The organism is Collinsella sp. AF16-8, from assembly GCF_003462695.1.
GTDB lineage: Bacteria > Actinomycetota > Coriobacteriia > Coriobacteriales > Coriobacteriaceae > Collinsella.
Window position 1 is genome coordinate 192,053 of the sequence record NZ_QRXX01000002.1, and the last position, 23,698, is coordinate 215,750.

Below are 23,698 nucleotides of genomic sequence, written 5' to 3' on the forward strand. Positions count from 1 at the left end.
CGGGGCCGCAGGATCAACTCCTGCGGCCCCGTCTGGTGTGCGCGGATGTGTCCGCCAATCCGCGGCTGTCGTGGTCTACCGCTACGCGATGGTTGCGCTGTAGGAGGCGACGTCCTCGTAGGAATCGGTCAGGTAGGCGTCGATGCCGATGGTCGTGTTTGACCAGGTCGTCAAGGCTGTCAAGCTCGCCGCTCGAGAACGTGAATTCCTCGGTGGCGTTGGTGCCGGGCATCAGGTGAGCCGAGAACCAGGGTTCCTTCATGGTGCCGTTGACGTTGGTCTTGCCGGAAGGAGCGTAGAAGGTCAGGTCCTTGTCGCTCTTGTTGGTGATGTTGACGACAAAACCGATGTCGCCCCACTCGTCCTTGAACTTCTCGGTGATGGTGATGGTGCACAGGTCGTCATCGGCAACGGTGACGGCGGGGGAGATTTCAATCTTCTGGACGTCGTCGTCTTCGACGGCCTCGTCGATCTCTTCTTCCTTCTCGGCCGCCTCGCGATCCTTCTTCACCGTGCCGGACAGGTCCTTGTCGGACTTGGTAAAGACAAGATTGCCGTCATCCTCTTCGAGGATGAGCTTGCCGTCCTTGAGCTTCATGTCATGCGACTCGTCTTCGGCGGTGATGGTTACGGTGGTGGCGTCCTTTGCCTCCCATTTAAGGTCGACGACTTCAAGGAACAGGTCGAGGGCACCTGTACCGTCCTCATCGAGAATCAGGACGCAGTGCACACCCCAATCCTCGAGCATCTTCATGTACTCATCGGTCAGTTCTTCGCCCTCCAGGGTTCCACCCGAGAGTTCCCAGCTGCCGACGAAGTTGGCCTTGGGGTCTTTGCCGCCGCTGCTGCAGCCCGTCAGGGCAAAGGCGAGCGCAAGGACGCATGTCAGAAATGCGAGTACGGACTTTTTGAACGTTGTCTTCATGGTGTCCTCCTTTATCGAACGAAACCCATAGAAGCAAATGCGGGGGTGGCGGATCCCCCGCCAATTACCAGATAGAGGGGCTAGGGCCTGGGCGTTCCGCAGTTGCTGCAGAACTTGCCGCCGTTTTCGCTGCCGCAGTTGGGGCAGAACCACTTGGCCGGTGCCGGGGCGGGTGCGGGACTGCCACACTCGGAGCAGAACTTGCCGGTGTTGGTGGCGCCGCAGCTGCAGGTCCATGTGCCGACCGCGGGAGCAGCGGCAGGAGCCGGTGCGGGAGCGGGTGTCGGAGCCGGCTGCGGGGCGGCCTGCTGCTGTGCCTGGCCGGCGGCGAACAGCTGGCTGGCGTTCATGCCGCCCATGCCACCTGCCATGCCCATGCCCATAAAGCCTGCCATCGCGCCGTTGGGATTGGCGGCTGCCGCGCGCATTGCGTCGCTCTGGGCGCTGGCAATGTTGGCTGCCGCCATGGTGGGATCGCGCATGACTGCGGCCTTCTGCAGGTCCTTGATCATCTGCTCGTCTTCTTGCGAGGCTGCGATGGAGTTGACGCCAAAGCTCACGATCTCGACACCACGCAGGTCGCGCCAGTCGGCCGAGAGGACTTCGTTGAGCGCGCGGGCGAGCTCGGTGGTGTGGCCGGGGATGGCACTGTAGCGGATGCCCATCTCCGAGATCTTGGCAAAGGCGGGCTGCAGAGCGGTGAGCAGCTCGGACTTAAGCTGGCTGTCGATCTTATCGCGCGTGTAGCTATCGGTCACGTTGCCGCACACGTTGGTATAGAACAGCAGCGGGTTGGTGATGCGGTACGAATACTCGCCGTTGCAGCGAACGGAGATGTCAACGTCCAGGCCAATGTTGTTGTCGACCACGCGGAAGGGCACGGGCGAGGCGGTGCCGTACTTGTTGCCGATGATCTCCTTGGTGTTGATGAAGTAGACACGCTGGTCCTTGCCCGCGTCGCCGCCAAAGGTAAAGCGGCTGCCGATATTGGCGAACGTCTCCTTGATGGAGTCGCCCAGGTTGCCACTAAAGACGCTCGGCTCGCTGCCAGTGTCAAAGACGAACTCGCCGGGCTCCAGCGCAACCTCGATGATCTTGCCGTTTTGCACCACGAGCATGCCCTGGCCGTCGTTAACGGCGATGACGGAGCCGTTGGAGATAACGTTGTCCTCGCCGCGCGTGTTGGAGCTGCGACCGCCGGTGCGCTTGCTGCCCTTGCAGGCCAAGACGTCAGCAGGCATCGATTCGCAATAGATAAATTCCTTCCACTGGTCGGCCATGACGCCGCCGGCAGCTCCCAATCCAGCTTTCAAGAGTCCCATGGTGATCTTCCTTTCTCGTCAAAGGCCGGGTGGTATTGGTTGGATTGCTTAGTCGTCCTTGTCGTCTTTCATGACAACGGTGGTCTCGGTGTGGCTGAAGGTGTCGTGCTTCTCGGTCAGGTCGAGCTCGCCGCAGTACTCGTCGGCGTGGGCGGCCTCGTTGGCCGTCTTGAGCTGGCCTACCAGTAGCACGTCTCCGATAATCACGATGATCAGCGGCGCGATGATGTTGATGAGAATGCCCTCGATATCGAAGGTGAGGTAATCTGGATCGAAGGCGTATTCCCCCATAAAGAGAACCTGGGAGAGGATAAATCCGATCACAAAGAACAGCACCGAGGCAATAGCGAGCTTGGGCTTGGAGCAGGGGAGCTCGCCGACCAAGCGGCCGGTCTGGCCGTTCATGGCAAACAGGTAGCTCTTGCCGTTCCACGAGGTGGAGAGCATCCAGACGGGGAACAGGGCGTAGTCGCTGTCTTCCCAGGTGTAGTCGAGCTGCTTGCTTTCGACCGTGGCATCGTCGTATTCGTCGACGACGGTCTCGCGCAGGACCGAGATCGTGCTCTCCTCCATGCGGCGCTCGGCGCGCGCCTTGCACGTCTCGCAATCCTCATCGTAACGGTTGGCGATGTAGCCGGGCATATATGCGACCGAGAACGGACGCAGCGCGTCGTAGTCAAACGGCTCGATGGCGTCCATGTGGCCGTCGGGCATCTTGGACGATCCGTCGACGGGCACGCGCTTAAACGAGATATTGCCCTTGCGATAGGCATCGTAGTGGTCGGTGGTCGTGACGGTGCGATCGGATTCATCGGTCACGGTCTCGTTGGTCGCGTCAAAATACACTTCGCCGTCAACGCGGGCGCCGTAGAGCCAAAACGGCACGTAGACACCTTGGACCTCGTCGATGTGGTTGCCGGTGACAAAGCTCTTGGGCAGCAAGATCTTGCCCTTGTAGTGTTCCTTGAGTGCGGCCGTGACGTCATCGCGCCCGAGCTTAAACGGAATCACCAGGTCGGGCGAGAAGTCGCCAGAGAGCTGGCCGGGCGCCACGGCGGAGTTGCCGCAGTACGGGCAGGTGGTGACGGCGACGGTGCCGTCGGACACGAGCTCGGCGCCGCACGACGAGCAGATGTAGCCGGCGTTTTGGGCGAGCTCCTGTACCGCGGCGTCGGCCACGGGTTTGGGTGCTGCCGCCGCCGCGTCGGCTTTGGCGTCTGCCTTGTCCTGACGCTCGCGATAGAGGGCCTCGACTTCTTCGACTTCAAAGCGTGAGTCACAGTAGTCGCAGACGAGCTTTTGCTCGGCGCTGGCAAAATGCAGGGGACCACCGCAGGCAGGGCACTGATAGTTAACGCTCTCGAAGGCCATGATCGGTCCTTTCCGTGCCGGAGGCTATGCGCCGATGGCGCCGCCGCAGTATTCGCAGCGCCCGCTGGCATCGGGAATGGTGGTGGCTCCGCAGAAGGGGCAGGTCACCGCGGTCTTGGGGGCCTTGGCGGCCACGGCGCTATCGCGCGTCTCCTGGCGCAGCTGCACCAGCGCTTCGCGCACCTCGGTTGCCTGGCGCTTGGCCTCGCGGTATTCGATGGAGCCGCGCTGATCGATGGTGGAGTCGTTCACGCGCAGGTCGATCTCGGTAAAGTACGGCGTGTTGACGTGGATGGTCAGATTAAAGTCGTAATCCAGGTCGTAGCGCGGCGGGTTGTAGCTCTCGCGCTCGCCGTCCTTGGTCTCGCGATAGATCTCGGTGCGATGCTCGTCGATATCCATATCGCAGCCGAGTACCTGCGAGAACTCGATGATGTCGGGATTGGCGTCGCGCCAGCGGCTCTGCGAAGTGATGATCAGCAGGCCCGCGTCCTCATCGAGCATAATATTGGTGCGCCCGGCAGAAAGCGTGCGCGTGGGGTTGAACGACGCCAGGCGCTCGGCATTGGCCTCGCGGTAGGCGAGCTGCTCGCGGATATCGTCCGCGGTGCTGGAGCGATAGCCGTGAAAGTAGGGGGAGAGCTTGCCGGCGCACTCTTTGCACAGGTAGCCTTCATTGATTTTTGTCTTACCTAGAAGTCCCAGCTCGGTACCGCAAGTCGCGCACTCTTTCTTCTCGAACATCTTGTCAAAGAAGCCCATGGCTGCCTCCCATCAACTGGTAGCGTGTGTCACTTTTGATGATGGGGGAGTGCGCGATCCTTCGCGATACCCAGACGGCTCAAGGAGTCTCCGCAACTGGGACACATGGCCCATTTTTCCTACTCATTGGGGACGTACTTAAATGAGTGAAACTACTCATTTAAGTACGTCCCCAATGAGTGCTCGCAGAACGAGAGTGGATAATCTCCCATTTTTGGCCTGCTTGTGGGCTCAAAGTGGGAGATTGTCCACTCTCGTTGTTTGGGTGTCCAAAAATCCCCGCTCGTTTGACGCCTGGGGACACTCTTTGCCGAATGCGGCGGCTGCCGAATGTGGGCGCCGCCCTTGCTATGCCACGGTTACGGCGATTTGGGCGTAGCGGGTGCAGGGGCGCTCGGCGCGCGTCTGGACGGTGAGGGTGAGCACAAGGCGGTCGCCGGGTCGCGCGTCGGCGGGCACGATGAAAGCGGTGTCTACCGTGCATTCTTGCCACATCGACAGATCCTGGACGCCTGCATAGCTCGATGGGTCTACGGCCACATCCCAATGTGCATCGAAGCCCTTGCCGTCGGGGTCGACGATGGTCGCTGTAAGGTTGACGCGCTCGCCGGCTGTGGCGCTGCGGTCGGCAGTGACCTCGACAACATGCGCCGGATGCGAGCAGATGGCCGGATCATGGGCACACCATTGCGCGCGGGCGGCAAAGTCTTCCTGATAGGCACGCAGATAGGGATTGAGATTGTCGTCTGCGGGCGTGCCGATGGAGGCAAAACCGGCGGGCGCGTTCGCATCGGGATGCCCATCAAAAAACATGCGTCCCAGCAGCGTATCGAAGCCGCGGTCGTCGATACCGCGCAGGCCAAACGGCAGCAGCGGAATATAGGTCATGCTGTCGCCTTCGGCCATAAAATCGCCGCGCTCAAACTGCATCGCGGGCATGCCTTCCAGGCCCCAATCCAGACGGGCATGCTTGCCAAACTGAAAGCGCTCAGGCTCGTTTTCGTAGACCTTACCATCGCCATAGAGCATATAGCGTGCCATGAGGGGGCCGTTGCCCTGCGTGAGATTCTGCTCGGGCCAGGGAGCCTTAAACAGCGGCAGCGTATCGGGCTGAGCTGTTTTGGCGTCGAAATAGTTGCCATACATATAGGGCGTACGCCAAAAGATGAGCTCGGGAAAGAGCTCGCGCCCATGGTCGAGCCACGAGTTGTCCTGTCCCACGCCATCGGCAACGCCCATCACGCGCACCTTCTGATAGACCTGCTGCTGCACGGCGGGCCACTCGGGCGTGGCGCGATAGCGCTCGGCAATACTCATGAGGGCGCGAACGATCGTATTCATACCACCCCAGCTGAGCAACCATAACGTACGCGGATCATCATCCAGAATCGCCTGCGCAATTACGCGAGACCCCTCAGTTTCCTCAGTCACATCACCCTCAAAGGCAACATTTCCCACAAAGGTGCGCTCGATCATCTGGGCGGGCGTGGGAAACGGCGGCTCACCGGCAGCGGCCGCATTTGCCTGCAACTGCGGCCAAGCCTGGGCATATTCATTACTCCAGAGACTCTCAATCCAATGCTCGGGAAACGGCCGATACTCACGAAGCTCGCCGGCTAGCGGATCGGGCTCATGAGGCACAACAGCCCACTCATAAGAGCGCCGCCCTTTGGTCCGCCAATGCGAATTCACCTCGCCGAGCGTATGAACCCCATCCCCAAGAAAGTGATACTGCGAAGCCGTATACACCACAGCCTGAACATCAAGCAAGTTGAGATACAGAGCCAAATGAACAAGTGAGTTCATATCATCGACTTCCATATCAGTGGTAACAATCACCCGAGTCAACTTCTGGGACATAGGAACAGCTCCAATCAAAATCAATTCAGCCAGTTACGCGCAAGGCAAGACGGGACCCACGCCCCCATCGCCCGCGACCCGGCGGCCCGCCGGAAGCGGCCGACCAGCGTTTCGAACAACGTTAACTTAGGGGGCTCTGACCTTTAGTTTTGTAAACATTCCGCAGCGCGAGCCCCGCTTATCCGATGCTCCGAAGGAGCAGGATAAGCGGGGCTCATGCGCGAGGACGTTTACAAAACTAAAGGTCAGAGCCCCCGATGGGATGGTTACCTCGAAACCCTGGCCGACCACTCCCAGCAGCCCACCGGCTCGCCGTCGATGAGTACGTTGCCCCCATCGAAGTCTTGATAACACAGGTCGTTGAATTGGTGGATCCACACGCCGTGGTTGAACGTCTTCTTGGCCGAGCCATCGGCTTCGCGATACACGCCGGTCAGGTCCTCGACATGGCTAAAGTAGGTGAGGTGCACGTTGGCGCCCGCCCCGCGCAAGCGCGCGAACAACGGCAGCACCGTCTGCTGTGGGCACACGAGCTCGTCGCCCTTAGAGTGCGTAAACCACAGCGGTGTCTTGGCGAGCGCGGCCACGTCCTCGTCCGTGGCGTTGTACCACGGGGCGCAGCAGGGAAGGCCCGCGGCGAAGAGCTCGGGATAGTCGGCGCACAGGCGCAGCGTCATAAAGCCGCCGTTGGAAAGACCGGCGACCACGATGCGGTCGGTATCGATGCGATCGGCATGCTCGGCGACAAACTCGTCGATGAGCGCCTTGAGCACGGGGGAGTAGATGCTCTGGTTGGAGCGACCGAGTTGCTCGACGCCGTTGTCCATCCAAAACGTGGGCGACTGCGGCACGAGCACCCAGGCAAAGCCGCCAAAGTAGCGCTGGATCTGCTTTTGCGAGAGCGCTGTCACGCGGTTGCCGGTGTAGGCACGCGTGGCGCCCTCGCCCTGCGTGGCGCCCTTGCCCTCGCCGGCGCCGTGCAGGTACACGATCAGCGGTGCCTTCTCGACGGCGGGCGTGTCCTCAGGCGCAAATGGGTTGAAGAGCGCGGAGTCAGCGGCCTCAAAGCTCGGCTCAAAATAGCCGTACTCGAGTGCGATGCCGTCGACGGGCGTCTGCTGCACGGCGTTATGCCAGCCCTTGAGCGCGGGACAGATGTCGCCGCGGCTGCGATCGAAGACGAGGCCCGCGGTGGGGTCGTCGCCGTCTTCGCCCGGGAGCGCCACAAGCTGCGTCACGCGCAGGCGGTTCTCTATATAGCGCGAACCCAGCACGCCACCCTCGATCTCTTTGGTGAGACGCACCTCGGGCGTCTCGAGCGCTACGTGTGTGCCCTTGGGCAGGCGCTGACCGTTCTCATCACAGGGGTAGGCGGCGAGCACCGGCACGTAGCCTACGGAGGGCGCTGCGTGATCGGCCCCGTGCTCCTTGCGCATCAGAACCTCGCCGGCGCGCTCGTGGCGGGCACAGTAGATATTGAACGTGTGCTCGTTCACGTCGTTGGCGCGCACAACACACGGCAGGTCGAGCACCACTTTGTTGATCCAGGGGCCAAAATCGCCCAGCGTGGTGACGGTTGCGTAGGTACACGATTTGAGTTCCATGAGCTACTCCTTTGTGCCGCAAGTACTAAACAAGGGCGGCAATACAGACTAAACATGTTTAGTTTAATGCAGAACTGTAGAATGAGCAGATGAACTCGGTAAACGGTAAAACTGAACACGCAATGAACTACTAAACAGACGTTTACTATTAACTAGCAGGACTTTTGTTGATGAGCTAGCTCGTTACAAAGGTGTTTATCAAAATAAAAGCCCACGTAAATAGCCATATATCAATATCTGGTCAAATAGACATCTTCTACCGTCTAAATACGCTTACCCCCCATTTCCTACCGTTCACCGGACTTCAGACGGCAAAATTGCCACAAATCAGGCACTCCGTGTAAACTAAAGCCCGTAAACGTTCAGTAAACAAATTGTTTACGACAGCGTATCCAAGGGTTCGGCAACCGTAAGGGGTTATAGTCGCCGAGCCAAAGGCGTGCTTACACAAGCGAGTAGGCACACGAAGATATGGGGAGGGGTCCCATGGCAGTAGATAACAAGCAGATTGCCACCGATGTCCTCGAGCTCGTGGGCGGTGCGGAGAATGTTACCGTCGCCACCAACTGCATGACGCGCCTGCGTCTGACGCTCAAGGATAACAGCAAGGCCGACGTGGAGAAGATCAAGAAGGTCAAGGGTGTTCTGGGTTGCCAGTTCGCCGGCAGCCAGCTCCAGGTCATCATCGGCCAGAACGTGCCCAAGGTGCTCACCGAGTTCGTCGCCATCTCCGGCGTCAAGCAGGGTGCTGCCGTTGACGAGAATCTCGATGCTCCCAAGGAGAAGTTCGAGCTCAAGAACCTGCCCAACATCATCCTCGACTATCTGTCGGGCTCCATGACCCAGCTGATCCCGCTGCTCATGGCCGGCGGTCTGTTCCGCACCATCGCGGCTGTCCTTGGCCCCACCATGCTGGGCGTTATTTCGGACACCGACCCGACTTATACGTTCCTCTACACCACCCTGTACGAGGCCACGTTCACCTTTATCCCCATCTACCTGGGCTATGCCGCTGCCAAGAAGCTCGGCGCCTCTCCGGTTCTGGGCATGCTCCTCGGCGGCGCTCTCATGGCCCCGTCCGTCGTGAGTGTCGCGACTCAGGAGGGTGGCGGGATCATCTCCGTCTACGGCATCCAGATCGCCGCTGCCAACTACCAGCAGTCCGTCCTGCCGATCATCCTCTCGGCGCCCGTCCTGTACTTTGTTGAGAAGTTCTTTAAGAAGGTCATGCCCGACGTGCTGTCCACGGTCTTCACGCCGTTCTGCACCATGATCGTCACCATTCCCATCGCCTTCATCGTCCTTGCACCGATCGGCAACGAGATCGGCAACCTCATCGCCAACGCCCTCTTTGGTCTTGCTGACCTTGGCGGTATCGGTATCCTGATCGTCATGGCCATCCTCGGTGCCTTCTGGCAGCTCTTCGTGGTCTGCGGCATGCACATGCCCGTCATCCTGCTCGCTCAGGTCCAGATCATCGCCGCCGGCTACGATCCCTTCGTCTTCGTTTCCACCAACTGCGCTATGGCCGCCGTCTGGGGCTGCGCCTTCGGTGCCTTCCTCAAGATGAAGGACCCCGACGAGAAGGGTCTTGCCCTGGGTTACGTCATCTCCGCCATCGCCGGCGGCGTCACCGAGCCCGCGCTCTTCGGTATCCTCATGCGCTTCCGCCGCACCATGCTTGGCATGTTCATCGGCGGTGCCATCGGCGCCGTGTTCTCCGGCCTCATGGGTGTTACCTATTACCTGGCCGGCGGTGCCGCCAACTTCCTGGTCTTCACCAACTACCTGCAGGGTGGCCAGATGAACACCGTCTGGGCTATCGTCGGTATGGCAATCTCCTTTGTCATCGCAGCTGCCGTCGTCTTTGCCACTGGCTTCTCCAAGGAGGAGCTCGCCGAGATGGAGGCCTAAGGCCAAACCGTTCGGTCACATATGACCTCACCTACACGACAGGGCCCCGTCAGGCGTAAGCCCGGCGGGGCCCTTCTTGCAAGGTAGACTGATGGGGCGGACGGGATTCGCCCGCGAGGGTTTGCCAAGCGGCAGGGGCTTTCGCACGGGGTTACCGCGAAAGCCCCCGGCGGTTCGCAAATCCTTTATCAAACGAAAGGACATGCAGATGAGTTTGGGAAAGCTGACCGTCAACGGTCGCCAGGACGGCTTTTTGTGCGAGGGCAAACCGTTCTTCTGGTTTGCCGATACGTGCTGGAGCGCATTTACGAGCATTGCCGAGGATGACTGGGACTACTACCTGACCCGCCGTGCCGAGCAGGGCATGAATGTGCTGCAGATCAACACGCTGCCGCAGTGGGACCGCTGCTGCCCCGACCTGGGCATTTGGCCCTATGCCAGCGAGGACGGCGTGCACTTTGATTGGTCCCGTCCCAACCAGGCATATTGGGACCGCGCCGCCGCCATGTGCCGTGCTGCCGTCGAGCACGGCATCCGTCCGGCGCTCGTGCTTATGTGGTGCAACTACGTGCCCGGTACCTGGGGTGCCAAGATCGCCGAGCGTTGCGGCGCCGAGGTTATGCCGCGTGAGGAGGTCCGTGCCCACGTTGCCCGCGTCGTCGAGAACCTGGGCGAGTTCAACCCCGTCTACGTGGTGACGGGCGATACCGACTTTGCCGGCGACGAGGCGATCGCCTATTACGAGGACGCGCTCGACGAGGTCGTCAAGCGCGCGCCCGAGGCGCTGCGCACCATGCATATCAACCGCGCCAATCGCACCATTCCGGCGCAGTATCTGGACCGTCTGGACTTTTATATGTTCCAGCCCGGCCACAACTACGAGGGCCAGCCCGAGGCATGGCGTCTGCCGCAGGACTTTATCGCCAACTACCCTAAAAAGCCGATGGTCAACTCTGAGCCTTGTTACGAGCAGATGGGTGCGTCGCGCAATGTGTACTGGCGCTTCACCGCGCAGGATTGCCGCGCGAGCGTATGGTCGTCGATTCTTGCCGGCGCCAGTGCCGGCGTAACTTACGGCGCACACGGCGTTTGGAACTGGCAGACATCGCGCAGCCAAGGCTCGGTGCTGGGCGAGGGCTTCGACATGCCGTTCCGCTGGCAAGAGTGCCTGCAGTTTGCGGGCGTGTGGGACTTTGGCGCGATTGAGCATGTGCTTGCCGGCCTGGGTGCCACGGCTGCCGACGACGCGCTTGCCGTGGTTCCGGCGCAGGAGCTGCTCGATGACGCGCGCGAGGCCATTCGTGTGGCGCGCGTTGGCGATCGCGTCGTCACGTACCTGCCGCGCACCACGGCGCTCAAGTTTAAGCTCGACGGCGCGCGCGGCTGGACGGCGACGGTCCTCGACATGGAGGACAAGCGCATCGCCAAGCTGCCCGTCCGCGATAACGGTGACGGCACCGTGCGCGTGGCTCAGCATCCCTTTGAGCACGACGCTCTGGTGATCCTGGCCCCCGGGCGCTAACGGCTCTTCTCCAATATTTACAGCCCAGCCCCTTTCATTAGGCTGCGACGGAATGGTTCCTGCATGACGGCTTTAAGCTGCCAAGGGGAGCCATTCCGCCACGCTCATTGGGGACGTACTTAAATGAGTGGTCTCGTGAGTTTGAGGGCGAGTCGGGCGCTCGATACAAGGTGAGTGTCGTGGACACATGGGGCATGACGGAGGAGGAGCTTCCCGGAACCTTTGAGGGCAAGTTCCGCATCGATCTCCCAAGTAAGCAGTATATGATGCTTCGCCTGACCAAATTAGAGGCGTAAAACAGAGATAATCGGCTCCGGGCGTGACTTGCTGCACGACCATCGCAGGGGGGTAGCCCCTGTGATGGTCGCGGCGATGCGCGTCCGGAGCTACGCTTGTAAGGAGTGAACATGCAGGGGTTTTTTGGAATCGATGTGGGCGGTACGGCCGTTAAATGGGCTGTGCTGGGCGAGGATTTTTCCATCCGCGAGCGCGGAAGCCTGCCGACGGGCTTTACCACGGCTGATGAGACGGTCGCGGCGCTGATCTCGCTCGTCGAGCCGTATCGCGAGCGCGTGAGCGCCGTGGGCGTGAGTGCGCCCGGCGGCATCTACGAGGGAGATGTCACAGGAACGATCCATCGCGGTGGTGCGCTCACGTTTATGGATGGCTGTCCGCTCGGAAAGCTTATGCGCGAGGCTCTGGGGGTGCCGATTGCCGTCAATAACGACGGTAAGTGCTGTGCACTCGGTGAGTATGCGGCTGGTGCTCTGCGCGGGACGCGTTTTGGCGTGGTGCTCGCTGTCGGCACAGGTATCGGTGGCGGCATCGTTATCGACGGCAAGGTCTTGCGCGGCGCGCATTGCTTTGCGGGCGAGTTTAGCTTCTTGCGCAACGATGTCACGACTGCTGCGAGCATGGAAAACTCCTTTGCGGGTTCGGGCGGTTGGCGTGCGCTCCGCGATGCCGCCGTTGCCGAGAAGGGCCTGCCTGCGGATTCTCCGGTGGACGGCCGCCGCGTCTTTGAGTGGATCGCGGATGGCGATATGGCGGCGCAGCGCGCGCTCGACCGCTACGCTCGCGCATTTGACGGACAGCTCATCAACCTGCAGGCCGTGCTCGACCCCGAGGTCTTTGTGATCGCAGGCGGCATCTCGTGCCATCCCGAGCTCGTCGATGCCCTGCGTGCGCAGATGCCGCTGGCCCTCTCGAGTTACGAAGGGACCCTTGCCGGCATTCCTGTGCCGCAGATAAAGGCGGCCGAGCTCGGCAACGACGCCAACCTTTACGGTGCTGTCCAGGAGGCCATGCGCCTGGTGTAGCGCATTGGACATAGTCATTGGGGACGTTCTTGTTTGACTAGTCGTTTAAGAACGTCCCCAATGACTACCCACAGAATGAGAGTGGATAATCTCCCGTTTTTGGCCTGCATGCGGGCTCAAAGTGGGAGATTATCCGCTCTCGTCATTTGATTGGCACTTGCGGCACTTGCACTCATTGGGGACGTACTTAAATGAGTGGCAGTTGGGGACACTCCTTGCCGAGCTGCAAGCCGTGCGCGCCCCTTCTGGGCCTTGCGGCTCAAAATCGGTTTACGCCGTGGGCTGTTGGGGTCAAATTAGCGACATTTTGAGGATAGGTTCGATATTAGGACTGGTTCTCTAATAGAATGAGTTTGCAGGCCATTAAGCGACTGCGGGGGGGGGGGTATTCATGAAAGGTATGGGAGACACAACAGCGTATTTGCGTTGGGGCATTCGGGAGATTATATGCCTGGCGCTGTTCTATTTTACGTTTTTGGCTGGCGAGTACCTCTTCGACATGCGCGTGGCCGAGTTTGTGCCGCCGAGCGAGGTTGCTACCTACGAGACCCTCATCGTCGGTGCGAGCGTAATCGGCTTTTTTGTGCGTCCTATTCTGTACTATCGCCGCCCCCGCGCGATCGATACGACGAGCGACATCACGGGCGTGCTGCTGGTGTCGGCATTGCTGCTGATGATTATGGCGGTTCGGTTTGAGGTGGTAATTGCCGGCGGTTTGATGGCGTGTTGCACGCTGGGCTACTGCGGATCGACCGCTCACGCCAACTTTGCGCGGCGCTTTGCGCGGACGCCGTACTTGGCGCGCGCGGCGGCGCTTTCATATGCTCTGGGCGTCCTGCTTCAGGTGTTCAGCCACATGGTGATACCCGCGGGGATTCCGCAGCAGTTTGTTTTTGTTGCCTGTGCGGTCGCGCAGGTGGCGCTCCTCCACGGCGTCCGCCGTGCCAAGCTGCGCGGCGAATCTGAGTTTGGGCCTGAATCCGATATCTCCGAGCTTTCGGTGGATGCATCGGAGTTTGGCGCCAAATGGCAAAACGATCCCGAGTCAACGGCGGCTTTTCGGCGCGCCGTGGTGCGTCTGACGATTGCAACCGCCTGCCTTACCGGGGTGTTTGCCGCCCTCAATGCGGGGCTCACGATCTCGCACGCCGCCGGGTCCGTTGACTTGGGCGATTGGTCGCGCTTGCTGATGGGCGTGAGCGCTCTGCTCGCCGGCGCCCTATTTGACCTGCGCGGGCGCTCGTGTATGAACATCATCATGACCTGCGCCGCCATGTTGTCCACGCTCTCATTCGCTGTGCTTATCACCGATGCCAACGGCGCCAACATACTTGCCGCCACCGTCATCTTCTATCTGGGTGCGGGCTTCTTCGTGGTGTTTTTCACGGCGAAGTTTGCCGCCATTTCGGTGTATGCGCATTGGTCGTATCTGTGGCCGTGCATGGGCCGCGTCATCAATAACGTTTGCGCGATGTTCGTGACGGCACCGGCGGTGGCGATTGTCTCGAGCCAGAACGTGCTGTTGGCAGTGGGCGTGGGGCTTGTACTGCTTGTGGGCATTGCGATCTCGCTGCTGGGACAGTCTGGGCATCAGGTCTATGACGTTGAAGTGCGCGGCGACCTGGCGTTTGCTGCTAGCGACCTTGGCACGGATCCCGTATCCGCCCAGAGCGAGCCCGCCCCCGCAGAGGTGCCGGAGTCCACACTCGACGAGCGTCTCGATACCTTCGCCGTCGCCTTTGAGCTTACGCAGCGCGAGCGCGATATTTTGGAGGCCTTGGTCGCATCGCGCGAGAGTGTTCAAGACATCGCCGCAACGCTCTTCCTTTCGCGCTCCACGCTTTACCGTCATATCGCCTCGATCAACAAAAAGACCGGCGCCTCCTCACGTGTGGCCCTCATCAACTTTTTCTGGACCTGGGCGCCCAAGGACTAGCCCATTTGGGACGGGGCTTTTTTAGCTGTTTTGGGCAGCCACTGCCAGCGCGAACCACCACAAAGGGGACAGGCACCTTTGTGGTGGTTTTGACGGGAGCGCCTGTGGAGTTACAGCAGCTCACCGTGGCGGGCAATGTAGCGGTGCTTTGCCAGCTGGGTGAGCGCGATGTAGGCGGCGACAATGCCGATGAGCAGCGCGAAGAAGCTCGGCGGCAGCGGCATGAGACCCAGCGCATCGGCGATGGGGCTTGCCGGCAGCCAGGTGACGAGCACCAGGCCTAGCACGGTGAGGAGGCACAGCGCGGGCGCGGCGTGGTCGCGCGGGCGTGGCAGGCGCGGGGAGCGCAGCATGTGGACCACGAGCGTCTGCGACCACATGGACTCGACAAACCAACCGCTCTGGAAGAGCGCCGTAAAGGCCGCCATGCCTGCGACGTCGCCTATAGCGGCAAGCTCTGCCCAGCTTGCGCCCACGGCGGCGGGGCACACCACAAAGAAGAGCGCGGCGAAAGTCGCGATATCAAACAGTGAGCTCACGGGGCCCAGCTCGAGCATAAAGCCCTTGATGGACGCGGCGTCCCAAGCACGCGGACGGGCAGTCCAGGCGTCGTCGACGGTGTCCCACGGCAGCGCGATGCACACGATCTCGTAGACCAGCGACAGCAGCACCAGCTGCAGAGCGCTCATGGGCAAGAACGGCAAGAACAGGCTCGCGACGGTCACGGACAGCACGTTGCCAAAGTTGGAGCTCACCGTGGTCTTGAGGTACTTGAGCAGGTTGCCGTAGGTGCGGCGGCCTTCGATGATGCCGCGCTCGAGCACGCCCAGGTCTTTCTGGAGCAAGATGATGTCGGCGGATTCCTTGGCGATGTCGACGGCCGAATCGACCGAGATGCCGCAGTCGCTCGCACGCATGGCGGCGGCGTCGTTGATGCCATCGCCCATAAAGCCCACGGTGTGGCCGAGCAGCTCGCGCATGACACGCACCAGACGCGCCTTCTGCAGCGGCGAGAGCTTGGCGAAGAGGTGGGTGTTCTCGGCGCGCTCGGCAAGTTCGGCGTCATCGAGCGCATCGATCTCGGAGCCGAGCAAGACGTTGCTCGCGTCGATACCGATCTGTTCGCAGACGGTGGCGGCAACGCGGTCGTTGTCGCCGGTCAGGACCTTGACCGCCACACCCTTGGCCTCGAGCGTGGCGACGGCGCCCGCGGCACTCGCCTTGGGCGGATCGAGGAAGGCCAAAAAGCCCATCAATACCATGTCGCATTCGTCGGCGATGCCAAACTCGCCCACGCAGCGCGGATTGGTTTTCTGCGCCACGGCAATCACGCGCAGGCCCTCGGCGTTGAGCCCGGCGACCTGCTTGCGAATCTGGGCGAGCTTATCTTCGGTAAGCGGCTGGGCGGCGCCATCGACCTCGACAAAGGAGCAGATCTCGAGCATTTCCTCGGCAGCTCCCTTGGTGACCATCTGGGTTTTGCCCTGGGCGTCGGCGACAACTACGCTCAGGCGACGGCGCGAGAAATCGAAGGGCACCTCGTCGACCTTGGTATAGCGGTCGCGCAGGCTCTGGCCCAGCATAGAATCGGGCACGACGGTCGAGGGCGTCACATCGGCACGGTCGATGACGGCCAGGTCGATAAGGTTTTTGAGGCCGGTCTGGAAGAAGCTGTTCAAAAACGCATGGCGCAGCACCCGCGCATCCTCGTTGCCGTCGGTGTTGAGGTAGCGCTCGAGCACGATGCGGTCTTCGGTGAGGGTGCCGGTCTTGTCGCAGCACAGGACGTCCATCGCGCCGAGGTTTTGGATCGCCGGCAGCTCCTTGACGATAACCTGGCGGCGGGCGAGGTCCTTGGCGCCCTGCGACAGGCTCGTGGTCACGATGACGGGAAGCATCTGCGGCGTGATGCCCACGGCCACGCTCGTGGCGAACAACAGCGCATCGATGACGTTGCCCTTGGTGGCGGCGTTGATGGCAAAGACCGCCGGCGCCATAACGAGCATGAGGCGCACGAGCAGCATGGAGACGCTCGAGACGCCGCGGTCAAACGCGCTCTTCTCGCCGCGCCCGTTGAGCATCTTGGCGATGCCGCCCAGGTAGGTGTCCGAGCCGGTGGCAACGACAAGCGCCATGGCGGTGCCGTTTTGCACGGAGGTGCCGGTAAAGACGATGTTCTTGCAGGCAGAGAGTGGTAGCGCGGAGCCGTCGGCACCCTCGACGACGGTGATGGCAGCGGTCTTCTCGACGGCCTCGCTCTCGCCGGTGAGTGCGGACTCGATCACAAACAGGTCGCGCGCGGTGATGATGCGGGCATCTGCCGGCACCATGTCGCCGGCAGAGAGGCGGATTACATCGCCGGGGACGAGCTCGTCGAAGGGGATCTCGACGCGCTCGCCGTCGCGCAGGGCGCAGCAGGTGTTGGAGACCAGGTCCTTAAGGGCCTCGGCCGCATTGCCGCTGCGGGCTTCCTGGATAAACTTCATGCCGCCCGATACCAGCAGCATGATGCCGATGACGATGACCGTGGAGGGGTCACGCTGCAGCTCGGGCACGGCGAGCACGTCGATGTAGAGCGAGACCAGTGCGAGGGCGGCGAGGATGCCAGCGAAGGGATCGACGAACGCGTCGGCGATGCGGCGGGCGAGCGTCTTGGTCGGCGCTTCGATGGTGTTGGGGCCGACGGCGCTCAGGCGCTCGGCGGCGTGCTCGGCGGTGAGGCCGTCGGCTGTGGCGTCGAGCAGCACGAGGGCATCCTCGGCGCTATGGGTGGCGGCGAATATGGTGTTCTTGGACATGCCGGTATGAGCGGCGGGGCGCGCCGTGCGGCGGCGCTTGGAGATGGCTTCGAGTACCGTGGCGGTTTTGAGCATCAGCATAGGGTCCTCCTTGTTGAAGGGAGTTAGCGTACGTGTCGTATGTGCTTCAAAAAACCTAGATGTCGCTCACGTCATGCTTTCGAACCACCACAAAGGGACAGGCACCTTTGTGGTGGTTTTGACGATCGGCTGTTGGCGCTTATGCGCGTGCGGAATCCTCGCGGCGTGCCGAGGGCGACATGCAGGTTTTTCGACTATGGCTGCCTTCCATGGCACACCTCCTTAAGGCCGGGCGCAATGCGCTTCGGGTGTCTCGCACCCGTTTTAATCCGCCCGTATTTTTGATGAGGGGGTTTGCCGTGTCAACCCCATTGTTCGGAAAACCATTGCCCCTGACAAAGCCTTTACAGAATGCCGTGGCCTCAAAGCGCACCCGCATCGACGCCCTGCCTGCGCTAAACTGGAAGGCACGTACGCGATTACGAGAGGAGCCCGCATGGAGGCTTACAAGCAAGAGTTCATCAAGTTCATGGTCGAGTCCGACGTTCTTAAGTTCGGCAACTTTACGCTCAAGAGCGGCCGCCAGTCCCCGTTCTTTATGAACGCCGGCGCTTATGTGACGGGCTATCAGCTTAAGAAGCTGGGCGAGTATTACGCCCAGGCCATCCACGATAACTTTGGCGACGACTTTGATGTCCTGTTTGGGCCCGCCTACAAGGGTATTCCGCTGGCCGTCGTGACCGCCATTGCCTACCACGAGCTGTACGGCAAGGAGGTCAAGTACTGCTGCGACCGCAAGGAGGCCAAGGACCACGGCGCCGACAAGGGCAACCTGCTGGGCTACGAGCCCCAGGACGGCGACCGCGTGGTCATGGTCGAGGACGTCACCACCAGCGGCAAGTCCATCGACGAGACCTATCCCAAGGTCAAGGCTGCTGCCGATGTCGAGATCAAGGGCCTCATCGTGTCCCTCAATCGCATGGAGGTCGGCAAGGGCGGCGTGACCACCGCGCAGAAGGAGATCGAGGCCAAGTACGGTTTCCCCGTCGCGAGCATCGTCTCCATGGCTGAGGTTGTTGAGACCCTCTACAACCACGAGATCGACGGCAAAGTCGTCATCGACGACGAGCTCAAGACCGCCATCGACGCCTACTACGAGCAGTACGGCGTCAAGTAGGTTCCGCCTCCGTTAGTTACGCGGTTTTACCAAACCGCGTAACGGCTCGACGCTGCAAACCCGCCAGAGCGGCAATCTGCCTTTCAACTTCGGCGGCATGCCCAGAAGGTCAATGCCGCCTCGTTTCAAGGCACCTTGCTCGCTCTGGCGGGTTTTCGCTGTCGCTACCAAAACATCGGCGTTGTCCTGGTCCAGATGCGGCACTTGGGGACGTTCCTTTTCTGCCGACACCTGGGGACACTCCTGATGTAGTCGTTGGGGACGTTCTTAAACGACTAATCATTCAAGAACGTCCCCAATGACTACCCGCAAAATGAGCGTGGATAATCTCCCACTTTGAGCCTGCATCCAGGTCAAAAACGGGAGATTATCCACGCTCGTTATTTGAGTGTCCAATAATCCTCGCTCGTTGTTACTTGAGTCCGGGGAGGCGGGTGTAGGGGAACGAGCGCTCTAAGAACTCGGAGCAGCGGGCGTAATCTTTGGCAAAGTAGCTGCTATAGAGCGAATCGAGTACGTATTGCACGGCGATATGGCTGGCGAACTGCGTGATGCGGTGCGTCATGCTCTCGTGGTCGCTTACCGTGAGATAGGCGGCAAAGCCGGGGTGAATGCGGGTACAGTACGGCGTGCCGATGACGATGACCGGGACATGTCGACTGCTAAGGATCGGCAAGATCTCCTTGAGGTTGGGGGCAAGGCCGCTGTAGGAGATGATGATTGCCACATGGTCGGGACCCGAGGCGAGCGCCGTGCGCACCTGCGCCTCGACGCTGTCGTGGCACGTCGCGCTTTTGCCGGCGGAAAGCAGGCGATCGCGGAACATTCCCGCTGGATATAGGTTATGCGAGCCCGTGTAGATGTCCACGGTGCCGGCGCGCATGATGAGCTTGGCGGCGTGGTCGAGCTGTGCAGGGTCGAGCAGCTCCTGCGTTTCGGCCAAGGTGGTCTGGTAGAGCCCCTCCATGCGCTCCATCACCTGCGCAGGGGTGGAAGTGGCATCGAAGGGAAAGTCGATATCCACCTCGGGGGCGGAGTCTGCGTACGAGGCTGCGCGCACCAGCTCGACCTTGAGCTCCTTGAAGCCCTCAAGGCCGAGCTTTTTGCAAAAGCGGTGGATGCTCGCAACGGAGACATTGGCCTGGCGCGCAAATTCCTTGATGGAGAGCCCGCGAACGTTCTCGCCCATGGCGAGAACCGTCTGCCCGAGCTGCTGCTCGGTGGGGGTGAGCCCCTTGCCCTGGGTGATTTTGCGCTTGATATCCATATGGCTCCCATGCATTCGTATCGCGATGTATCAATCATAACGGTAAATAAAACGCCCGGCTTGGCTGGGGAAAGCAAGCCGGGCGTCTCGTAAGGGGCTGTTGCGCGGGGTCGCTACCCGAGCACGCGGACGGGACCGAGCAGGCCGCTGGGCTCGGAGGGCTCGGTCATGCCGAACATGTCGGGGATGGCGTGGTCGAGGGTGTTGATCACATCGATCGTGAGCCCGTGCTCGCCGGCGGCAAGGGTGCCGAGCTCAAAGCGGTAGGGCGGACAGATGCGCGTGCCGAGGAGCGTGCCGTCGAGGGTGACGGTTGCGGTCTCAAAGACCTCGCCGAGATCGAGCGCGGCGCTGGTGAGGCCCTTGTCAACGCTGAGGCTCGCCTGGTGGCGGAAGGTGCCCGCCTTGCCGGGGAACTCGGCAAAGGAAAGGTCGTGCAGGCCTGCAAGCTCAATAGACTCGTCAAAGGCATCGGTGCCGGGGGCAGAGAAGGCGACCGTCCAGGGCCCGTCGATGCATGCGGCTTCAGTTCCTGCTGTTGCTGCGCGCGCGGAACCTGCGGCCCCGAGCACCACGATGCAGCTCTCGTAGGGCGCAAGTTCGAGCGTGCCCTCAAAGGCGACAGGCTCCCTGCCGTTGAGCAGGTCGAGGCGCGCGCCTGCAACGGGCGTGCCGTCGGCAAACGCAATCTGAGTGGAGATGCCCTGCTTGGGATGCTCGTTTACCAGCATGAGGTAGCTTTCGCCCGCGCGATCGTAGCGCAGCGCGCGCAGCCACGGCTGCGGCTCGGCGCATGCCACGGTCTGCATGCCGGCCGCGGCAAGCACGCTCGCAAGCTTGGAAGTGGCAACAACGCAAACGCCTGCAAGCTCGCTGGCATCCACGGAGGCAAAGCCCTCGCGTCCTGCAATATCGCCGTCATAGCGCTTACTCGGCAGCTTATCCAGGGCATACACGGCAGCGCCTGCGGCCGCGGCGCGCGCGGCAAAGTCAAGTACAGCCCCGCCGACAAACTCGGCGCCGGGCATGACCAGACAGCGGTATGCCTGCCCGTTTACAGTAAACCCGCCGTCCGCGGTAAACGCCACGTTATAGCGCTCGGCATCCTCAAATGCCTCGGCCGGCACAATATCAAAGTCGATTTGCGCGCGCATGAGCTCGGCGGCGGCGTGCTGCATAAACGAGGCTTCGCCGGCCCACTCGGCATCGGCGTGGTACAGAAGCGCCACCGGTGTGGCGGCCCGCCCGCCCGAAAGCAGGCTCGCCGTGCGATTCATGTAGCTCATGAGCTTGCCAAAGTGCGCAAACTGGGGGTTTTGGCCGTGCGCGTAGAAGTGCGGCGGGCAGTCCCAGTCGGGGAAGGCAGCCATGCTAAAGGCGTGCGGCACAAACCAGTTAACGCCGCGCACCATAAAGTGGTCGGCGATCCACTTCATCTCGCGCAGGCCCTCGTGCCAGCCAAAGGCGCCAAAGACCTCGGCCATGCAGCGCCCCTGCTTTTTGGGGTCGAGATGCGCCGCCGAGGAGCCCAGCTTGGGTAGCACGTAATTGTAGAACTCCAGGTCCCATACGCCGCGGCCGTAGGAGTGGAACCCCTGGTCCATACCGGGGACGAGCTGGTTGATCACGATGTCCACGCCCGCCATGTCCTGGCCGCCCACGGCGCGGAAGTAGTGTCCGGCGCCCACGCCCAAGCGCGCGTGGCAGTCCTTGTCCTCGATCACGTGGCCGATGTACTGCACGCCGTGCGCGCGGCACCAGCCGCCGAGCTGGTCGCAGAAGCATTCCTTGTAGAGCGTGCTTGCGATGTCCATGTACACATGACGCACGTGCGCGCCCGCCGGCTCGCGATCCCACAGGTGCGGGAGTTCGTCCAGGTAGCGCTCGCCCAGCGCCGCGCGCAGGCGGCGCTTGAGTTCGGCCGACCAGGGCAGGGGAGCCGTGGCCTTGCCGATGAGCGTGTCGGAGATGCCGTCGGCGCCGGTGACGCCCTTCTCGTTGGCAAAGCCGGGCTCATCGGAGAAAAAGCCCAGGATGGTCTTGCCAAACTCATCGCCCAGATGCGTAAAGTGCGGCTCGTACACAGCGTCGATGAGCTGTGCCACCGAGGCGCGGTCGACCATGTTGATGTAGTCCTCGTTGTAGGAGGTCTTGCCGCTCGTGAACATCACGCACGCCTGCGTGATGCCGGCCGGCGCGTCAAAGACCAGGCGGTAGGGTATGCCGTGCTCGTCCTCGATGACGCGGTGCTCTACCTCGACGGCGTGCCCTTCCTGCATAAACGTTACGCCATAGAAGCGCTCCGTCTTGTCGAACAGGTTGGTGAGCACGATGTTCGCCTGCGGCGTGGGGCCCACGATGTCGAGCGTGCGGTGTGTGAGCACGATCTTGCGGAGCTCGGGCGCGGCTTCCTTGACGGCGCCGTTGGCGTATCCGGTGGGAAAGTGTGCGTCGTCCAGAATCCAGATCTTGAGGCCCAGCTGCTTGCATATGTCGATCGCAAAGCGCAGGTCGCGCCACCAACCCTCGCCGCAAAAATCGGGGTGCGGGCGGCTCTCGAGGCAGACCTCGTGGATATCGGCGCCGGCGATCTTTTCCAGATACTCGGCAATGGTCTTATGGCTCTCGCCCTTCATCCACAAAAACGGAAGCACGTGGTTGTCGTAGGCGCCGTTGAGCACCTGCTGGTAGTACGCGGTCATGGATCCTCCTCGGCTCGGTCGATTAGCTGCATGGCACAGATTATGGACGTGTCAGCGCGCTCTGCTAATATCCGAATCACAACGAACTATGACCAAATCAACGATTGGTGAGCGATGGAGATCGACGAGCTCGAGCGTAGGCTCAGCGAACTGAGTGCCAGCGAGATTGCGTATAGAGACGGCTTGGCGTTTGATTGGTCGATTATGACCGAGCATGTCGAAATCGACGGACGTCCGGTGCGAAAGATTGGGCAGGTCGGGTTTGCCTACGCCCAGCCCGGCATGCCACGTGGCCTGACGATAAGGACAAACTCGCGTTTTAATGCCGTGCCCGAGCATGTGCACGACTACGTTGAGATGAGCTATGTGTATCGCGGGCACTGCCCGCAGACGGTGGCGGGGGAGAGGCTCGAGCTGGGCCGCAACGAGGTGCTTTTGCTCGACGCCCTCTGCCCGCATGCCGTGGCGGCGCTTGGCGAGGACGACATCATGCTGAGCATGACCGTTTCACGCTCTTTTTTGCGTCGGAGTCTCGAGTCGAGCCTCTCGCGCGAGAGCGCGGTCTCGCGGTTTTTGTTCAACGCGCTCAACAGCGAGACGGACCATCGGGGCCATGTCCGTTTTCATTGCGGCGAGAGCCGTCGGATTCGGCGCTACATGCAGGAGATGCTCTGCGAGCTGTACGACCCGAGCCCCAACGGTCCCGAGATCGTCTTGCGTCTGTTTCAGCTGTTTTTGGCCGAGCTCATGGATTGCTACGAGCGCGAGCTGGTGCGCGGCGTGGCGGACGGCGCGGCGGGGCCCACTGCCCTGGTGACGGGAATGCTCGGCTACATCGAGCGCTCGTTTGCCGCCTGCTCGCTCGAGGAGATGGCGGCACACTTTCATGTGAGCCCCAACTACGCGTCGGCGCTGCTTAAGCAGCAGGTGGGAAAGACCTATCGGCAACTGGTCCAGGAGCGCAGGCTCGCGCGTGCCGCGGAGCTCTTGCGCGCGGGCGCCACGGCCGAGGCAGCGGCGCGTGCCGTTGGCTACGAGAACATGAGCTTTTTCTACCGCAAGTTCCGCGCCGCCTACGGCTGCACCCCGGCAAAATACCGTGGATGAGCAAGACGGAACGGGCTTTTAGCTATCGATATGCCACACCTAAATACTGTGTCTCATGTTTCGTTTCATCCATCCGGGTTGGAAGGTGGCC

At 61.4% G+C, this 23,698-nt stretch carries 17 protein-coding genes; 7 read left to right on the forward strand and 10 right to left on the reverse strand.

What is annotated here, in order from left to right; translation table 11 throughout:
* Positions 1–13: 13 nt before the first annotated feature.
* The 6 genes from DWW73_RS03115 to DWW73_RS03140 form a co-directional block, all read right to left on the reverse strand.
* Complete coding sequence (locus DWW73_RS03115; RefSeq protein ID WP_117778717.1) at positions 14–925, reverse strand: hypothetical protein; 912 nt, start codon at positions 923–925, stop codon at positions 14–16.
* 80 nt (positions 926–1,005) lie between these two features.
* Entirely contained in the window at positions 1,006–2,247 is a 1,242-nt protein-coding gene (locus DWW73_RS03120; RefSeq protein ID WP_117778718.1) for an SPFH domain-containing protein, read from the reverse strand.
* Positions 2,248–2,295: 48 nt separating this feature from the next.
* Positions 2,296–3,618 carry a hypothetical protein gene (locus tag DWW73_RS03125; RefSeq protein WP_117778719.1) on the reverse strand — a complete coding sequence of 441 codons (1,323 nt, stop codon included), beginning with the start codon at positions 3,616–3,618 and terminating at the stop codon, positions 2,296–2,298.
* A 24-nt stretch (positions 3,619–3,642) separates the two neighbouring features.
* Positions 3,643–4,380, reverse strand: coding sequence for a DUF4428 domain-containing protein (locus tag DWW73_RS03130; RefSeq protein WP_117778720.1), 738 nt, complete (start codon positions 4,378–4,380; stop codon positions 3,643–3,645).
* A 348-nt stretch (positions 4,381–4,728) separates the two neighbouring features.
* Positions 4,729–6,240, reverse strand: coding sequence for a nucleoside hydrolase-like domain-containing protein (locus DWW73_RS03135; RefSeq protein WP_117634543.1), 1,512 nt, complete (start codon positions 6,238–6,240; stop codon positions 4,729–4,731).
* A gap of 266 nt (positions 6,241–6,506) precedes the next feature.
* Complete coding sequence (locus DWW73_RS03140; RefSeq protein WP_117778721.1) at positions 6,507–7,844, reverse strand: prolyl oligopeptidase family serine peptidase; 1,338 nt, start codon at positions 7,842–7,844, stop codon at positions 6,507–6,509.
* Positions 7,845–8,330: 486 nt separating this feature from the next.
* On the opposite strand from DWW73_RS03140, the gene DWW73_RS03145 reads away from it, so the two are divergent.
* The 5 genes from DWW73_RS03145 to DWW73_RS03165 all read left to right on the forward strand — a co-directional run bounded on the left by DWW73_RS03145 (position 8,331) and on the right by DWW73_RS03165 (position 14,535).
* Positions 8,331–9,758, forward strand: coding sequence for a PTS transporter subunit EIIC (locus DWW73_RS03145; protein WP_117778722.1), 1,428 nt, complete (start codon positions 8,331–8,333; stop codon positions 9,756–9,758).
* Positions 9,759–9,966: 208 nt separating this feature from the next.
* Positions 9,967–11,280 (forward strand): DUF4038 domain-containing protein, encoded by a 1,314-nt coding sequence (locus tag DWW73_RS03150; RefSeq protein ID WP_117778723.1) that lies wholly within the window; start codon positions 9,967–9,969, stop codon positions 11,278–11,280.
* A gap of 107 nt (positions 11,281–11,387) precedes the next feature.
* The gene (locus DWW73_RS10360) at positions 11,388–11,576 is read left to right on the forward strand and encodes a DUF5605 domain-containing protein (protein WP_117778724.1); all 189 of its coding nucleotides are present in this window, start codon (positions 11,388–11,390) and stop codon (positions 11,574–11,576) included.
* Positions 11,577–11,687: 111 nt separating this feature from the next.
* Positions 11,688–12,599, forward strand: a complete 912-nt coding sequence (locus tag DWW73_RS03160) for an ROK family protein (protein WP_117778725.1) — start codon at positions 11,688–11,690, stop codon at positions 12,597–12,599.
* Between the two features lie 391 nt (positions 12,600–12,990).
* Positions 12,991–14,535 carry a helix-turn-helix transcriptional regulator gene (locus DWW73_RS03165; protein ID WP_117778726.1) on the forward strand — a complete coding sequence of 515 codons (1,545 nt, stop codon included), beginning with the start codon at positions 12,991–12,993 and terminating at the stop codon, positions 14,533–14,535.
* Between the two features lie 110 nt (positions 14,536–14,645).
* Here DWW73_RS03165 and mgtA read toward each other — a convergent pair whose 3' ends face one another.
* Positions 14,646–17,414 carry a magnesium-translocating P-type ATPase gene (mgtA, locus tag DWW73_RS03170; protein ID WP_117778727.1) on the reverse strand — a complete coding sequence of 923 codons (2,769 nt, stop codon included), beginning with the start codon at positions 17,412–17,414 and terminating at the stop codon, positions 14,646–14,648.
* Between the two features lie 436 nt (positions 17,415–17,850).
* Between mgtA and pyrE the strand changes: the two genes are divergently transcribed.
* Entirely contained in the window at positions 17,851–18,531 is a 681-nt protein-coding gene (gene pyrE / locus DWW73_RS03175) for an orotate phosphoribosyltransferase (RefSeq protein ID WP_117778728.1), read from the forward strand.
* Between the two features lie 12 nt (positions 18,532–18,543).
* Here pyrE and DWW73_RS03180 read toward each other — a convergent pair whose 3' ends face one another.
* The 3 genes from DWW73_RS03180 to DWW73_RS03190 form a co-directional block, all read right to left on the reverse strand.
* On the reverse strand, positions 18,544–18,762 hold the full coding sequence (locus DWW73_RS03180; RefSeq protein WP_147343542.1) for a hypothetical protein: 219 nt from the start codon (positions 18,760–18,762) through the stop codon (positions 18,544–18,546).
* 181 nt (positions 18,763–18,943) lie between these two features.
* Positions 18,944–19,798 (reverse strand): MurR/RpiR family transcriptional regulator, encoded by an 855-nt coding sequence (locus tag DWW73_RS03185; protein WP_117778730.1) that lies wholly within the window; start codon positions 19,796–19,798, stop codon positions 18,944–18,946.
* A 113-nt stretch (positions 19,799–19,911) separates the two neighbouring features.
* Complete coding sequence (locus DWW73_RS03190; RefSeq protein WP_117778731.1) at positions 19,912–22,500, reverse strand: glycosyl hydrolase; 2,589 nt, start codon at positions 22,498–22,500, stop codon at positions 19,912–19,914.
* A 114-nt stretch (positions 22,501–22,614) separates the two neighbouring features.
* Here DWW73_RS03190 and DWW73_RS03195 point away from each other — a divergent pair, with 114 nt between their 5' ends.
* Positions 22,615–23,607: an AraC family transcriptional regulator gene (locus DWW73_RS03195; protein ID WP_117778732.1), complete on the forward strand. Its 993-nt coding sequence runs from the start codon at positions 22,615–22,617 to the stop codon at positions 23,605–23,607.
* Positions 23,608–23,698: the final 91 nt, after the last annotated feature.

What these genes read in the sequence shown, in the direction of transcription:
- DWW73_RS03115 (WP_117778717.1), bottom strand. Translation starts at nt 925, where the DNA reads ATGAAGACAACGTTCAAAAAGTCCGTACTCGCATTTCTGACATGCGTC.
- DWW73_RS03120 (WP_117778718.1), bottom strand. Translation starts at nt 2,247, where the DNA reads ATGGGACTCTTGAAAGCTGGATTGGGAGCTGCCGGCGGCGTCATGGCC.
- DWW73_RS03125 (WP_117778719.1), bottom strand. Translation starts at nt 3,618, where the DNA reads ATGGCCTTCGAGAGCGTTAACTATCAGTGCCCTGCCTGCGGTGGTCCC.
- DWW73_RS03130 (WP_117778720.1), bottom strand. Translation starts at nt 4,380, where the DNA reads ATGGGCTTCTTTGACAAGATGTTCGAGAAGAAAGAGTGCGCGACTTGC.
- DWW73_RS03135 (WP_117634543.1), bottom strand. Translation starts at nt 6,240, where the DNA reads ATGTCCCAGAAGTTGACTCGGGTGATTGTTACCACTGATATGGAAGTC.
- DWW73_RS03140 (WP_117778721.1), bottom strand. Translation starts at nt 7,844, where the DNA reads ATGGAACTCAAATCGTGTACCTACGCAACCGTCACCACGCTGGGCGAT.
- DWW73_RS03145 (WP_117778722.1), top strand. Translation starts at nt 8,331, where the DNA reads ATGGCAGTAGATAACAAGCAGATTGCCACCGATGTCCTCGAGCTCGTG.
- DWW73_RS03150 (WP_117778723.1), top strand. Translation starts at nt 9,967, where the DNA reads ATGAGTTTGGGAAAGCTGACCGTCAACGGTCGCCAGGACGGCTTTTTG.
- DWW73_RS03160 (WP_117778725.1), top strand. Translation starts at nt 11,688, where the DNA reads ATGCAGGGGTTTTTTGGAATCGATGTGGGCGGTACGGCCGTTAAATGG.
- DWW73_RS03165 (WP_117778726.1), top strand. Translation starts at nt 12,991, where the DNA reads ATGAAAGGTATGGGAGACACAACAGCGTATTTGCGTTGGGGCATTCGG.
- mgtA (WP_117778727.1), bottom strand. Translation starts at nt 17,414, where the DNA reads ATGCTGATGCTCAAAACCGCCACGGTACTCGAAGCCATCTCCAAGCGC.
- pyrE (WP_117778728.1), top strand. Translation starts at nt 17,851, where the DNA reads ATGGAGGCTTACAAGCAAGAGTTCATCAAGTTCATGGTCGAGTCCGAC.
- DWW73_RS03185 (WP_117778730.1), bottom strand. Translation starts at nt 19,798, where the DNA reads ATGGATATCAAGCGCAAAATCACCCAGGGCAAGGGGCTCACCCCCACC.
- DWW73_RS03190 (WP_117778731.1), bottom strand. Translation starts at nt 22,500, where the DNA reads ATGACCGCGTACTACCAGCAGGTGCTCAACGGCGCCTACGACAACCAC.
- DWW73_RS03195 (WP_117778732.1), top strand. Translation starts at nt 22,615, where the DNA reads ATGGAGATCGACGAGCTCGAGCGTAGGCTCAGCGAACTGAGTGCCAGC.